The 13,340-nt window shown below is 68.5% G+C and carries 11 protein-coding genes and 1 tRNA gene; 2 read left to right on the plus strand and 10 right to left on the minus strand.

Annotated elements, in window-relative coordinates; all coding sequences use genetic code 11:
* Positions 1–114: 114 nt before the first annotated feature.
* On the plus strand, positions 115–2,484 hold the full coding sequence (locus ACG3SL_RS11140) for a putative bifunctional diguanylate cyclase/phosphodiesterase (RefSeq protein ID WP_448661181.1): 2,370 nt from the start codon (positions 115–117) through the stop codon (positions 2,482–2,484).
* Between the two features lie 17 nt (positions 2,485–2,501).
* Here ACG3SL_RS11140 and ACG3SL_RS11145 read toward each other — a convergent pair whose 3' ends face one another.
* The gene (locus tag ACG3SL_RS11145; protein ID WP_448661182.1) at positions 2,502–3,419 is read right to left on the minus strand and encodes a hypothetical protein; all 918 of its coding nucleotides are present in this window, start codon (positions 3,417–3,419) and stop codon (positions 2,502–2,504) included.
* A gap of 226 nt (positions 3,420–3,645) precedes the next feature.
* Between ACG3SL_RS11145 and ACG3SL_RS11150 the strand changes: the two genes are divergently transcribed.
* Positions 3,646–3,722: transfer RNA gene (locus ACG3SL_RS11150), tRNA-Trp, on the plus strand.
* A gap of 188 nt (positions 3,723–3,910) precedes the next feature.
* Here ACG3SL_RS11150 and ACG3SL_RS11155 read toward each other — a convergent pair.
* From ACG3SL_RS11155 to ACG3SL_RS11195, 9 genes are all read right to left on the minus strand, one after another.
* Positions 3,911–4,459 (minus strand): GNAT family N-acetyltransferase, encoded by a 549-nt coding sequence (locus tag ACG3SL_RS11155; RefSeq protein ID WP_448661183.1) that lies wholly within the window; start codon positions 4,457–4,459, stop codon positions 3,911–3,913.
* A 247-nt stretch (positions 4,460–4,706) separates the two neighbouring features.
* Positions 4,707–5,336, minus strand: a complete 630-nt coding sequence (locus tag ACG3SL_RS11160) for a class I SAM-dependent methyltransferase (RefSeq protein ID WP_448661184.1) — start codon at positions 5,334–5,336, stop codon at positions 4,707–4,709.
* A gap of 7 nt (positions 5,337–5,343) precedes the next feature.
* Positions 5,344–5,997 (minus strand): tetratricopeptide repeat protein, encoded by a 654-nt coding sequence (locus ACG3SL_RS11165; protein ID WP_448661185.1) that lies wholly within the window; start codon positions 5,995–5,997, stop codon positions 5,344–5,346.
* A gap of 19 nt (positions 5,998–6,016) precedes the next feature.
* The gene (locus ACG3SL_RS11170) at positions 6,017–6,778 is read right to left on the minus strand and encodes an SDR family NAD(P)-dependent oxidoreductase (protein WP_448661186.1); all 762 of its coding nucleotides are present in this window, start codon (positions 6,776–6,778) and stop codon (positions 6,017–6,019) included.
* Positions 6,765–8,864, minus strand: coding sequence for an AMP-binding protein (locus ACG3SL_RS11175; RefSeq protein ID WP_448661187.1), 2,100 nt, complete (start codon positions 8,862–8,864; stop codon positions 6,765–6,767). Before ACG3SL_RS11175 ends, ACG3SL_RS11170 begins: the two co-directional genes overlap by 14 nt.
* Positions 8,861–9,397 carry a thermostable hemolysin gene (locus tag ACG3SL_RS11180; protein ID WP_448661188.1) on the minus strand — a complete coding sequence of 179 codons (537 nt, stop codon included), beginning with the start codon at positions 9,395–9,397 and terminating at the stop codon, positions 8,861–8,863. The genes ACG3SL_RS11175 and ACG3SL_RS11180 overlap by 4 nt, the downstream gene beginning before the upstream one ends.
* Before the next feature lie 97 nt (positions 9,398–9,494).
* Positions 9,495–11,882: a TonB-dependent receptor domain-containing protein gene (locus ACG3SL_RS11185; protein ID WP_448661189.1), complete on the minus strand. Its 2,388-nt coding sequence runs from the start codon at positions 11,880–11,882 to the stop codon at positions 9,495–9,497.
* Positions 11,791–12,723: a FecR family protein gene (locus ACG3SL_RS11190; protein WP_448661190.1), complete on the minus strand. Its 933-nt coding sequence runs from the start codon at positions 12,721–12,723 to the stop codon at positions 11,791–11,793. Before ACG3SL_RS11190 ends, ACG3SL_RS11185 begins: the two co-directional genes overlap by 92 nt.
* A gap of 70 nt (positions 12,724–12,793) precedes the next feature.
* Entirely contained in the window at positions 12,794–13,324 is a 531-nt protein-coding gene (locus tag ACG3SL_RS11195) for an RNA polymerase sigma factor (protein ID WP_448661191.1), read from the minus strand.
* Positions 13,325–13,340 lie beyond the last annotated feature (16 nt).

Consider the following 13,340-nt stretch of genomic DNA (forward strand, 5'->3'; position numbering starts at 1 on the left):
GCAGGGGGCCGTGACGCTTCCCCTTGCTCCCGGGCCCCTTCGTTGGGCCGAAGACCTCGCGTGAAAACCAGCACATCGGCGATAACTCTAACCTCTCGCTAACCTACCCGCGCTATGCCCGGGCGCGTGAGCACCGACACCATTTCGCAGTTTGCCCGTCCGCGCATCGATGCCCGCGCGCTCCTGGGGCTGTATGATCCCGCCGACACCACCGATTGGGGCCCGATCCGCGCCGCCCAGCTCTATGCGGGCAGCCAGCTGGCGCTGTTCATGCTCGCCGCCAACCTGGTCGGCGCCTCGCTTGCCACGATCCTGCTCGCGCCCAGCGTTGCGGTGTGGAAGCTGGCGGCCTGGGGCGCGACGGTCGGCGCGGCGGCATGCACCGTCGTGTTCCGCCGCCTGTCCAAACGCCATCGCACCGCCGTCACGGCCCCGGTGGAGGACGTGCGCGGCACTGCGCTCGACGGTTTCGCGCTCGGCGCGGTCTGGTCGATAGCGCCGCTCGCATTCGGGCAACTGGCCGATACCCATGCCGCGATGAGCCTGTGGATCGTGCTGGCGCTGTTGATGACCGCATCGGCGGTGGCGATGGCCGCATTGCCGCTCGCCACGATCGTGTTCATCGCGATCGTCGGCGCGTCGATGACGGCGATGGTGCTGATGGCCGGGCTGCCCGTGCTGGCCGCCGCGACCGCGCTGTTCGCCACATTGCTCGCGATCGCCACCTTTGGCCGGGGCAAGGCGCTTGTCGTGATCCGCGCCGGCGAGATCGCGATCGCCGAACGCGATGCAACCGTAAGCCTGCTGCTGCGCGAATCCGAAGAGGCGGGCGCCGACTGGCTGTGGGAAATCGACGCGCAGCGCCGGGTGAAGCGCGCCAACCCCCGCTTCGCCGTGTCGTTGGGCGTGGACCCCAAGGCGATCAACGGCATGCCGTTCCTCCAGGTGCTGGCGGGACCAAGCTGGGAATCGGGCAATTTCGCCGCCGGACTGCGCGAACTGGCCGAGAAGCTGAAGGCACGCGAAGCGTTTCGCGACCTCGCGCTGCCGGTCCTGGTCGAGGGCGAACAACGCTGGTGGAAGATTTCCGCATCGCCCCGCCACGACGAACGGGGAGTCTTTGTCGGCTTTCGCGGCGTCGGCTCGGACGTGACCGAGGCGCGCCAGTCCGCCGACAAGATCAGTGCCATGGCCCGCTTCGACGCGCTGACCGGGCTGCCCAATCGCCTGCTCATCAACGAGACGCTGGCGCGCGCAATGGCCGATGCCGAGAAATGGAGTTCGCGCTGCGCGTTCATGATGATCGACCTTGATCGCTTCAAGGCGGTCAACGACACGCTCGGGCATCCCGTCGGCGATCGCCTGCTGGGGCGCGTCTCCGAACGGCTCAAGACGCTGATAACCGACAACGAGATGATCGGCCGGCTGGGCGGCGACGAGTTCGCGGTCGTGGTGCGCGATGCCAGCGATTCCGCGCGGATCGAGCGGCTGGCGCAGACGATCATCGACACGCTTTCCAAGCCCTACGACCTGGACCAGCACACCTTGTACATCGGCTGTTCGATCGGTCTGGCGATTGGCCCGCGTGACGGACGCACCACCGAGATGCTGATCCGCTCCGCCGACCTGGCGCTGTATCGGTCCAAGGATGCCGGCGGCGGCGTGTTCCATATCTATGAGCCGCAGCTCCACATGGCCGCCGAAGAGCGCCGGGTACTGGAAATGGCCTTGCGCGCCGCTGCGCAGAACGGCGAGTTCCACCTAAATTACCAGCCAGTGGTGAGCGCGGAGACCGGCGCCCTGACGGGGTTCGAGGCTTTGCTGCGCTGGAACCATCCCGAACTCGGGACGGTTTCGCCGGCCAAGTTCGTTCCGCTGGCCGAGGACGCGCGGCTGATCGCGCCGATCGGCGAATGGGTGTTGCGCACCGCGTGCGACGAAGCCGCGCGCTGGGACCTGCCGATGCGCGTCGCCGTGAACGTCAGCCCCGAACAGCTCCACAACCCTGCCTTTGTCGGCGTGGTCGCCCAGGCGCTGGCGCAATCGGGCCTGCCCCCGGAGCGGCTGGAGCTGGAAGTCACGGAAAGCGTGTTCATGCGCGAAGGCACGGCGGCGGTGCAGGTGCTGGAAAAGATCCTCGACCTGGGCGTCCGCCTCAGCCTCGACGATTTCGGCACCGGCTATTCGTCGCTCGGCTATCTCGCCCATACACGATTCAGCTCGATCAAGATCGACCGCAGCTTCGTGCAGGGCGCGTCAAAGGGCGTGAAGGAAGCGACCGCGATCATCCGCGCGGTGGTCGCGCTGGCGCAGAGCCTGGGAATGGCGACCACGGCGGAGGGCGTGGAGACCGAGGACGAACACCACATGGTCCGCGCGCTGGGCTGCACCAAGGTTCAGGGCTATTATTTCAGCCGCCCGCTGCCCGTGCACGAGGCGCGGCTGCTGACGATGCGCCCGCTGGGAAGCAGCGCGGCAGCCTGAACGCCGCGCGCCGGCGTTCAGGCGAACTCGCGCACCGTGGCCGGGCGCCGTTCGAATGCCGGCTCCGGCGGGCGCCCCGCGATATAGGCGCTCTGGGGCGCGTCGAACGGAAAGCCCTGCGCCGCCACGCGCTCCAGGATGCGGCGGATATTGTGCCAGCTTTCGGTGCTGGTCGCGATCGACGAGTCCAGGTTCATCCACGCGTCCGACACCAGCACGCCGTTGCGCACGCGTATCAACCGGCCATCGGCGATCAGCGCCGCCACTTTGCGCCGGACCGTGCTTTCGGGCATTTCCAGCACCTGCGCGAGCGCGCTGGGTCGAATGGGTTCCAGCAGCTGCACCGGCGCCGGGCGCGTCTGGTCGGCATAGAGCCATGCACGCTCGGGGTCGCAGACGAACGACTGGGTGTTCGCCGCCAGCACCATCGAAAACACCGCCAGCTCGGCCCAGTCGCCATGCGTGTCGCGATTGGCGTGAGTCACGGCCAGCATCAGGTCGGTCGCCGCCTGGAATCCCGACACCAGCGCATAGCGCGTATCCGGGCGCTGGCGGGGCAACGGCACGCCCAGCACCACCATGTCTTCGACAAAGCGCACAAAGCTGTCGTGCGCGATGGCGATCAGTTCCGGGATCAGCGGATGGCGCAGCAGCAGCGGCGCGCCGACGACGCCGTTGGGCGTGCGGATGCAGAGCCCCTGCTCCACGAGCGCCATCACCTGGCGCCGCACCGTTTCATACGGCCGCGCGAGCGAGGCGGACAGGGCGTTCATCGTGATCGGGGTGGCGTTGGCCAGGCCGGCGTCACTCAACTCCCCGCCCAGCGACTGGCGCGCGACCAGCGTGAAGATCACGAACCGGTCCAGGTCGCCGCCCATCGCGCGGATGCCGGGGCCGACGATCGCGGTCTGCATGCGCGCCAACAGCCGAGTCATCAATCGAATAGGCGGCAATCCCCCTCCCGCATCCGTCGTCATTCGCCATCCAATCCCATTTTACCCGAACGCCGAGCGTCCCCGCCTTTCCGGCGCCCTCCGTCCACCGGATTCTGGCAAGGTCTGCAGCCAAATGCACTAGGTTCCTCAGCACAAAGTCCGAGACACTTCGCATGCACGCTCCCCCTTGCTTTCCGGCAAAACCAACCATAGTAGCGAGCGGCGTAGGGGCGTAGCTCAGCTGGTTAGAGCGTCGGTCTCCAAAACCGAAGGCCCTCGGTTCGAATCCGAGCGCCCCTGCCATTTCGAACTCTTGGCGTTTACCGCCCGGCCTCCCCACCCGAGCGCCAAGGATACCATCAGGCTATGATGGTCGGGTGTGTGGCACTCGACCTTGGCTATGACAGCGTCAGCGCGTTTATCGCCCTCCCGAAGCGCACGCTGAGCGTCACTCCATCAGCTTGTTTTCAGCGATGTTGAATGCCTTGGCATCAGGCTTGACTACCCGCCCCGCCTCGCCACTCTTTCTTCAGGATCGCGAACTGGAGTGTGTCGACATAGATCGAAGCCCCCGAGTCATCGGCTTCAAATGAAATGAACTCACGAAACAGGCCTTCCTGCCGCATACCCAGACGCATGCACAGCCGCTGCGAGGCAAGATTGTCGGTCTCGACATACGCATAGATGCGGCGGACCCCGCGGTCCTCGAAAAGGTGATCGATCGCTGCTCGCGCAGCTTCCAGGGCAAAGCCCTGGCCCGTGAAGCCGGAGTTCATCTGCCAGGCTATCGAGAATGTATCTGGCGGCTCAAGGTGACCGAACACCTCCCCGATAACGCGGCTGCTCTCGCGATGCTCGATCGCAAAAACGTCCTCGGAACCCGCGCGCTCGATTGCCTCCGCACGGGCCGCGGCGAGGTCCTCAAGTTTCATCGAGAGGAAGCAACTTGCGCCGGGTTCATGCAAGTAAGCGAAGAGATCCTCCGCGTCGCTTTCGCGGAAGCCGCGCAGCACAAGCCGTTCGGTGTCGAGCGTAATCATGTGCGCCGCCTGTCCATCACCCGCTCGGCCGTAGTGCCGCAACCGGACTGCTCCAAGAGGGCTGTTCGGGTGAGACGACGGAAGCCGCCATTCGTTGCTTCCTGGCACGACTGAAGCGACCGACGCGCGAATTATCACGTCAGATCGGCAATCCACATATCCCCGCTGTTGAATTTCCTCGAGCTACCCCTTTGCGGCTCTGAATGCAGAAATGCCGCACACAACGCGACCTCCCCGCATCTCAGCATTAGAAATCCACGGCGCAGACGAGCCCGATGACTCCGCCGAAAAGCCGGTGCCGCGTAATGGTGATCGCAGACGGTGCGATGCTCGCTTCCGTGAGCGCCGCTTGCAGGTCGCCGGCATCGAAATGCCGGTGCGTGCGCGCGTCGGCGAAGGTCCAGTTCCGCATCGTCTCCGCAGCGGTCAGGTACAGCACCAGCCGCCCGCCGGGCCGAAGGACCCGCCGGATCTCGCCGATCACCGCAGCCATGTCGCTCCAGAAATAGGCGACATTGGCCGCCAGAATGCGGTCGACGCTGCAATCGGGCAGCGGAATCGCCTCGAACCGTCCGGGGGCCAGCGTCACACGCCCTTGCGCGATCATTCCACGATTGGCGCGGCGTGCGGCGGCGATCATCGTGTCCGACGCATCCACGCCATGGACATGCGCCGCCTGCAGCGCGAGCAGCGCCACCCCCTCGCCCGGACCACAACCCAGATCGAGCGCGGCATGGCCTGGGCCAGCGTCGAGCGCCTCTAGCGCCAGCCGGGTGGGCGCGCGGTTCGCGATGCGCATCGCCTGGCCGACCAGCCAGCCGCCCCAGTCCCGGGGATGCGAAAGCTGGCTGCCGAACCAGTGCGCCGCGCTGCCCATCACCCGCTCAGCCCAGCTTGGCGAGAAGGCTGCGGACCTCGGCGCGGCGGCCCGCATCCCAGACCGGGCGATCATGGTTTACCGGAGCGAGCAGCGCGTGCTGGAGCAAGCGCCTGGCATTCGCCTTGTCGCCCTCGGAAGCAAGGAAGTCGCCATAGAAGAAGTTGTTGTCCAGCCCGTTCGGGTCGAGCTTCAGCGCTTCCTGGAAATAGGTGCGCGCCTTCTTGGTGCTGCCGAACCCGATCGGGAACCCCGGCACCTTGTAATAGAGCACGCCCAGGCTCATCGCGGCACCGCCGTCGGCGACATGCGGGTCGATCGCATAGGCCTGGTTCAAAATGTCGCGCGCGCGCGATGCAAGCCCCAGCTGGCGCAGCACGCTGGCGCGCGCCGCCTCCTCGCTCACCACGATGCCTTCCCACAGCAGCGGTTCGGCGCGATGCGGATAGCGCACGACCACCTGTGCCGCGACGGCCTCCAGCGCGACGAGTTGGTTATACTGCTGGCTGCGGTCAGTGACCTGATAGCGGATATGCGCCCAGCCATTGTTCACGCGCAGGACATCGGCATCCATCGCCGGATTGTTCGAGGCATGGGCAGCGGTGAGGCCGGCTGCGGCGAGCAGCGCGACGGCGGCGATATGAAGCGTACGGAAAAGCATGACAGACAACTCCTTTTTTTCAAGAATGGGAAAACAGCGTGCGCGCCTTTGCCGCCTGGCCGGCGAGGCCGCGATCGATCAGGCGGGGGGCAAGCGCGTTGAGGCGGGCGTAGAAGCGCTCGGCGGCACCGATCGCCACGTCGTTGCGGCGGGCGAGGATCGCGCGGACGATCACGTCGGCCACGTCGCCCGGGTCATCGGCGCGCATCTTCACGCGCTCGAGGAAGCGATTGACGGCGGCATTGTTGAACGCGGTCTTCACAGCGCGCGGGGCGACGTGGGTGACGGCGATCCCGCGCCCGCCGACTTCGCGGCGCAGCGCTTCGCTGAGCGCCTTCAGCCCCGCCTTCGAACTCGAATAGGTCGCGAAATAGGGATAGGGAATCGCGCCCATCGCCGACCCGATGTTGACGATCTGGCCCCGCCCGCGCGCGAGCATGCCCGGCAGCACGGCACGAGTCAGCGCGGCGGGTGCGATCAGGTTCACCGCGTAGCACAGCCGGATGCTGTCGAGCCCCTGGGCGTCGGCCTCGCCGAAATATTGCGCCCCCGCCACGTTGACCAATATGTCCACCGGGCGCGCGGCCAGCGTGCCGGCCAGCGCGGCGAGCGCCACGGGGTCGGACAGGTCGCATGCCAGCGTTTCGTCGCAATCGGTGCCCGGCGAGCGATCCACGCCGATCACGCGCGCGCCCTCGCCGCGCAGCCGCCGTGCGACCAGCGAGCCGATGCCGCCGCCTGCGCCGGTCATCACGACCGTTCGCCCCTCAAGCCGCGACACGATCCGCCTCCAGCTCGACCGAGGAAAATACGCCGCCGAACAGGTCGAACATGTCGCGCGCCATCGCGATGATCGCGGCCTGATCGTCGGCATCGTCGATCCGGTTCATCAGCCGCTCGAAGAACTTCATGTGATCCTGGTCGAGCGCGCCGTGCGAGGTGAGATAGCGGAACGCCTCGGGCGGCAGGCCCAGCGCGGACTGGACCGCAGCCGCACCGTTGCTCGCCATCGCGATGCTGGTCCCTTCGAGCACGAACACCATGCCGAAGAACGCGGCGGGATTGCCTTCCCGAATCGTCTGATAGGCATGGGCGACCATCGCCGCCGTCGCCGGCGCGGGTGGGCTCGCGGCGACGGCGGCGCCGTCCCCGCCCGCCGCATCGATGTCGGCAAGAATCCAGTGCTCGTGCCCGGTTTCCTCCTCGATATAGTCGTCGAGCGCGGCCACCAGCATCGGATTGTCGCCCAGCCGGGCACGCGCCGCCTCCATCAGCGGCACGGTATGGCGGACATGGTGATAGGCCTGGGCGAGATAGGCGAGATAGTCGGCGCGGCTGATCCGGCCGGTCAGCCCCGCGATCAGCTGCGGCGTCATAGCAAAGCGCGCCTGCTCCGCACGCGTTTCCTCGACGAGGCGATGGAAGAAGGGCATGTCATCGGTCCTTTCGGGATAGGCGGCGGCAATCGCCGCGCGCCGGATACGGCCATTGCCGGTCAGCAGACCGCTGGCGGGCGTGAAGGGGGGCACCAGCCGCCATGCGGCGATGCGGGCATAGGCCGGCAGCCCGGCATTCACGCGCCGGACCGCCGCATCGACATCGGCATCGGGGCGTGCGGGAACCAGCAGCGCGTCGAGCGCGGGCCTGCCATCGCCGCGCACCATCGCCTGCGCGATCTCAGGCGCGGCGGTGAGCGTCGCTTCGATCCACTCAGGCGAGATGTTGCGCCCGAAGCTGGTGACGATCAGCGCCGACTTGCGTCCTTCGATCCACAGCGCGCCGCTATCGTCGATCCGCCCCAGATCGCCGGTGGCGAGCGGGCCGGGCGCGCGCGGTGCGCCGATCGTGCCCAGGCACGCGGTGCCATGCACGATGATCTCGCCGTCCGCCGCGATTTCGACCCGGTGCGCGCCAAGGGCATGGCCGACGCTGCCGGGTGCAGGCTCGTCGCCGCGCTCGAGGCTGACGACCGAGCCGCATTCGGTAAGCCCATAGCCCTGCCGCACCGGCAGCCCGAGCGCTTTCGCGCGGGCGAGCAGCGCCGTAGAGATCCGCGCCCCACCGACCGCGACCAGCGTCAATGCGGGAAGCCGCAAGCCGCTTGCCTCCATCGCCGCGACCATTCCACCCAGATATTCGGGCACGAGGATCAGCGACGTGATCTGCCGGGTAATGAGGGTCCGCAGCGTCACCGCCAGATCGGGGCGAAACGGGTCGGCAAAGCCGACCGCGCGCTGCGACAGCGCGACATAGGTGCCCCCCGCCAGCAGCGTGGCGTAGAAGCCGCTTACCGTCTCCAGCAGGATGCCCGGCGGCAGCAGCGGGAGATGCCGCCCCGCATGGACGGCGCCGACATAATCGACCACCGACTGCGCGACCTCGGCCAGATGCGCGGCGGACAGGCACACGCCCTTGGGATCGCCGGTCGAGCCCGACGAGAAGGTAACCTTTGCCGTACCCTGCGGCAGCGGCACGGCGGCGTGATCCAGCGCCCTGTCGTCCAGCACCAGCACGGCATCGCCGCCCTGCCCGTGCAGCGTCGCGCCGGTGATGAGGGCGCTGCATCCTGCCGCCGCCAGCACGCCCTGGGTCTGCGCGGGCGTGAAGAAGGGCGGAAGCTGGACCACCGGAATATCGGCGGCGACCAGCGCCAGATCGAGCAGACACGCCGCCGGGCCATGATCGACCAGCACCGCAACCGGCTGCCCGGTGCCGCCATAGCGATCGGCGAACTGGGCGGCGACGGGCGGCAGCGTGGCGGCAAGCGCGGCCCAGCTCAGGCTGCCCGCATCGCCACCGTCGATTGCGATCGCATCCGGGCGTTCCATGGCGTGGCGCGCAATCGCGCCGACAAGCGCGCCGCTCATGCCGCACGCCTTTCCTGCCAGCGTGCCAGCGGCGTGCGTGCCGCGGCAATCCATCCGGCGCAGACGACCGGGTCCGCCTCATAATAACGGCCCCATGCTGCGCCCTGCGGCCCCATGCGGTCGCGCGCTGCCGGCGCGATTTCGACGATCGGCAGGCCCAGCCGGGCAAACATCGCGCGCAGCGGCGCGGTCAGCACCGCGACGGCGACGTCGCTCTGCCCGTCCAGCGTCGCCGCCGCGCGCGCCCACAGGGCAATCGTCGCATAGGGGCGGGAGGACGCGTGCGCGCCGATCTCGACGATCCGGTCACGCGGCACGGCAATATCCAGCGCCTCCCGCACCGCGACTTCGATCGCGTCGTCGAGATAGCGTTCGAGGAAGAGCGCTCCCGCGCCCGCGCTGCGAAAGCCAAGAACCGCGCACGGTCCGCTATCGTCGTTGACTGTGCAATAATTGGGGAAATCGGGCGCTACCCGTGCGCCGTGCACCGCCGCATACCGATCGACGATCAATTCGCTTGCTGTCTGAACCATGCCATACTCCCGAGACACGGCAAGGACGCCGCCGGGAAACGGGCACCCCAGCCCGCCGCGAATCTTTTTTCGCGGGTCGGTGCGGTGGTGGTTCCCGCTAGAAGCGTCGCCCTATCGTCAGGCTCAGGCTGCGCGGGCGGATCGGGGTGCGCTGGGGCGTGTCGCGGATCGAAAAAGGATTGCCGAAGCCGAAGCTGTCGGCGGTGCTGTCGAGCAGATTGTCCAGATCGGCACGGATGCTCCAGGCGCCGCGTTCGGCGGACAGGCCCGCGCCCAGCACCGCGCGCGGCGGGATTCGCCGGTCGAGCCCGGTGTCGAAGCTCAGCCGCGCGGCCCCCACATACTGGGCGCGCGCCAGCGCGTGGAGCGTCCATGCACCCCGCACGAAGCCCTGGTCGACGGCGCCGCGCAGCGCGATATCGGGGACGATGGGCAGGCGGCGGTCCCCGCCCTGTGCGACCGCGGCACTCGGATTCCCCAGCCGCCCGCGATGCAAGATCGCGCCCGCCGACAGCGACAGGCGCGCAGCCGGGCGCCACTCGCCCGACACTTCGATCCCGCGATCCACGGCATTGCCCACGTTGCGCGTCGTCACCAGCCCCGTCGCGGGCAGGAAATCGGCCTGGACGTTCTTCCAATAGGTGAGGAACATCGCGCCGGTGAGCGCAAGCCCCGGGCGCTCGATCCGCGCGCCCAGTTCGCTCGTCGAAATCTCGTCCGCGCCATAGCTGCCGGTCGTGTCGCCCGTCCTTGCCTCCGCTCCGCCCGGACGCAGCGAACCCGCATAGCGCGCATACACACCCAGGCCGGCGCCGTTATTCCAGCGCATCGACACGCTCGGCGCGAAATGCAGTTTCTGGCGCTGGAGCGTCGCGGTGTCGCCGCTCTCGTACTTCTCGTCTTCGATATAGGAGTGGAACACCCGCCCGCCGACCGTCGCCGACAGCCGCTGGCTCCAGTGGAGCGTCGCCTCGCCAAAGCCCGCGATCTCGCGCACCCGGCGGCGCAGCGTGAGCACGTCGCGCGCCCCCGCCGCGTCGCTCAGCGTTCCCGCAGCATCGGTCGCGGCGTCGAGCACCGACAGCCCGGCAAGCCACGCGATGCGCTGCGCGGCGGGGGAGGCGAGCCGCAGTTCCTGGTTCAGCACGCGGTAATGCCGGTCGTCGAGATAGCTGGCCGGGGCCGAACCGCCCAGCGCGCCCGCCGACGCGCTCGCATCATAGGTGGCGCGCAGTTCCTGCCGCGAAATGCTGGTCGCGCTGGTCAGCGCCAGCGTGCCGAGCGCACCGGTGACGGTCAGCCCGCCCAGTCCGAAATCGACATCGTGCGGTTCGCGGATGCGCGGGGCGCGCACCGTGGCACCGGCCCCGTCGACATAGCGGCTGTCGCGCGCGGAAATCGTCTGGACCAGTCCCGCAAGGTCCACGGTCCATCCGCTGGACGGAAGCACGCGCAGCGCCAGCCGACCGCCCGAAACGATGCTACGGTTGATGTCGCGCGCGCCCCCGGCGGTGTCGATCCAGCCCGGCTCGACGCTGCGATAGCCGACCAGCCGCACCGCCGCGCGATCGGCGACGATCGGCAGGTTGAGCACCCCCTGCGCATGCGTGCCGATCGTGCCATAGTGCACGCTGTCGATTCCGGCGGAGACAGTCCCGCCGGCCTGCACCATGTCGGGCTTGCGCGTGACCAGCCGATAGATGCCCCCCAGCGCGCCCGTGCCGTATAACGGCCCCTGCGGCCCCTTGAGCAGTTCGACGCGCTCCATGTCGACCAGCCGGATGTCGGGGTCCGGCGCGTCATAGGTGGCGCGGGCATCGTCGATCACGACGCTGACGCTGGCCTGGCCGAAGCCGTCGAACGGGCTGTCGGCGACGCCGCGAATGAACAGCCGGTTGCGTCCCGATCCCATGCTGGTGACGCTCAGCCCGTCCACCATCTGCGCGACATCCGCACTCGCCAGCGGCGCGCCGCGCTGGTCCAGCCGCGTGCCGGAGATGACCATGATCGTCGCATCGGCCGCCGCCAGCGGCTCGGCCCGTTTGCGTCCGGTGACGACGATTTCCGGGTCGGGCGGGAGTGCAAGCGGCGCTGCGGGGGCTCGGTTCGGCGCGCGAGGGCGCTGCGCGGGGGCGGGCGTTGCGGGCATCGCCTCGATCCGCCAGACGCCGCCGCGCAACTGCCGCGCGCGCCATCCCGTGCCCGCGAGCATCCGCGCCAATGCGACCCCCACGTCCATCCGCCCGCGAATGGCGGGCACGCGCCGATCGGGCAGCGCCCCGCTGGCGCCAATCGAGACGCCGGCCTGTGCCGACAGCGTGGCGATGGCATCGGCCAGCCGCCCGGCAGGTATGTCGATCGTCGCGCGTTGCGCCAGCGCGGGCGCGGCGGTGCTAAGCGCCAGGGCTAAGACGAATGCCCTTTGCGTCTTCCTGGACCCGGATGCCCAATATCTCCCCCAGTGTCGAGGCAAGCGTGGAACCATCACCGATCGTCAACACCCCCGAAAACCTGCGCGACCGCAGCGCCGGATCGATCGTCACCGGCTTTCCCGCATATCGGCTGATGTCGGCGGCGACCAGCGCCAGTGGCGCATTGACATAGCGCAGCTGGCCGTTGCGCCAGCTTCCCACGCTGGCGGGGTCGATCGTCGCCATGTGCACGCTGCGCGTGGCGGCATCCGCGACCAGCGCATGGCCCGCAGCCACCGTGATCGGCGCCGCGAACTGCTCGGACCCGACCGAAACACTGCCGTCCGCCACCTCCACCCGCGCCACACCGGGGTCTCCCGCGATGGCGAAGCGGGTGCCGATATCGCGCACTTCGATGCCGCCGCTGCGGATGGTCATCGTGCGATCCTGCCGATGCGGCACGTCGAAATAGGCGCTGCCTTCCAGCGTGAGGTCGGTCTGGTTCTTTCCCGCCACGGTCAGGCTGCTCGACGACGCCAGCGTGATGCGCGATCCGTCGTTCAGCGCCACGATGCGGCTCTCGCCCCGCGCGGTGCGATAGTGCGCCGGTGCCGCCGCGTTCCAGGGTGCCAATGCCAGAACCAGCGACGCCGCAGCCGCGCCGCCGATCCCCGCAGCCCACCATCTGCGCCGGGGCGCCTGCGCCGGATTGTCGTTCGCGGGCATCGCGTCCAGCTGCTCGGCGATCTCCGTCCGATGGATGTCGAGCGCGCCGCCCAGCAGCGCCAGCGCATCGAACGCGGTACGATGGCGCGGATCGGCCTCGAGCCAGGCGGTGAACCCGTCCCAGTCCATCGAATCATCGTCCTGCACGGCATACCAGCGCGCCGCCTGCGCCTCGATTTCGTCACCCATGTTCAGTTCCTTGCCCGCGCAGCGACGCGGACGCCCGATATTTCGTTGCTGTGACGTCGCCGCGCGCGCATCACCCCAGTCCCCCGAACGCACGGCGCAGATGCGTCATCGCGACCGCCATGTGCTTTTCCACCCCGCTGCGGCTGATCCCCAGCCGCACCGCGACTTCGCCGTGCGACAGCCCCTCGATCTTGTGGAGCCGCAACACCCGCTGCGCCCCTTCGGGCAGAGTCGCGATCGCTGCCGCCAGCCGCTGTGCCTCGTCGCGGGCGATCAGGCGCGCTTCGGCACTCTCTTCCGGATCGACGGGCTCGGCACCGGGAGCGAGCGGACCGGTTGCGTCGTCGGTATAGCTGCGATCACGCGCCTCCCGCCGCTTACGCTCGCGTAGCCGGTCGAGCACCAGATTCTGCGCCATGCGGAACAGATAGGCCCGCCCGTTGGCGATCGGCCCGGCGTCGAGCGACTGAAGCTTGACCCACAGCTCCTGGACGATGTCCTCCGCCTCCGCCGGATCGCCGGTGCGCGCCGCAAGAAACCGCAACAGGGCCGCGCGCTCGGTCGCATAGAGTGCGAGCAATCCGGAGTTGCCGTCGGCCATGCCGAGAGTACTATAC

It is taken from the genome of Sphingomonas degradans (assembly GCF_053502645.1).

Coding starts and splice junctions, on each gene's coding strand:
- ACG3SL_RS11140 (WP_448661181.1), top strand. CDS start 115: ATGCCCGGGCGCGTGAGCACCGACACCATTTCGCAGTTTGCCCGTCCG.
- ACG3SL_RS11145 (WP_448661182.1), bottom strand. CDS start 3,419: ATGACTCGGCTGTTGGCGCGCATGCAGACCGCGATCGTCGGCCCCGGC.
- ACG3SL_RS11155 (WP_448661183.1), bottom strand. CDS start 4,459: ATGATTACGCTCGACACCGAACGGCTTGTGCTGCGCGGCTTCCGCGAA.
- ACG3SL_RS11160 (WP_448661184.1), bottom strand. CDS start 5,336: ATGGGCAGCGCGGCGCACTGGTTCGGCAGCCAGCTTTCGCATCCCCGG.
- ACG3SL_RS11165 (WP_448661185.1), bottom strand. CDS start 5,997: ATGCTTTTCCGTACGCTTCATATCGCCGCCGTCGCGCTGCTCGCCGCA.
- ACG3SL_RS11175 (WP_448661187.1), bottom strand. CDS start 8,864: ATGAGCGGCGCGCTTGTCGGCGCGATTGCGCGCCACGCCATGGAACGC.
- ACG3SL_RS11180 (WP_448661188.1), bottom strand. CDS start 9,397: ATGGTTCAGACAGCAAGCGAATTGATCGTCGATCGGTATGCGGCGGTG.
- ACG3SL_RS11185 (WP_448661189.1), bottom strand. CDS start 11,882: ATGGTTCCACGCTTGCCTCGACACTGGGGGAGATATTGGGCATCCGGG.
- ACG3SL_RS11190 (WP_448661190.1), bottom strand. CDS start 12,723: ATGGGTGACGAAATCGAGGCGCAGGCGGCGCGCTGGTATGCCGTGCAG.
- ACG3SL_RS11195 (WP_448661191.1), bottom strand. CDS start 13,324: ATGGCCGACGGCAACTCCGGATTGCTCGCACTCTATGCGACCGAGCGC.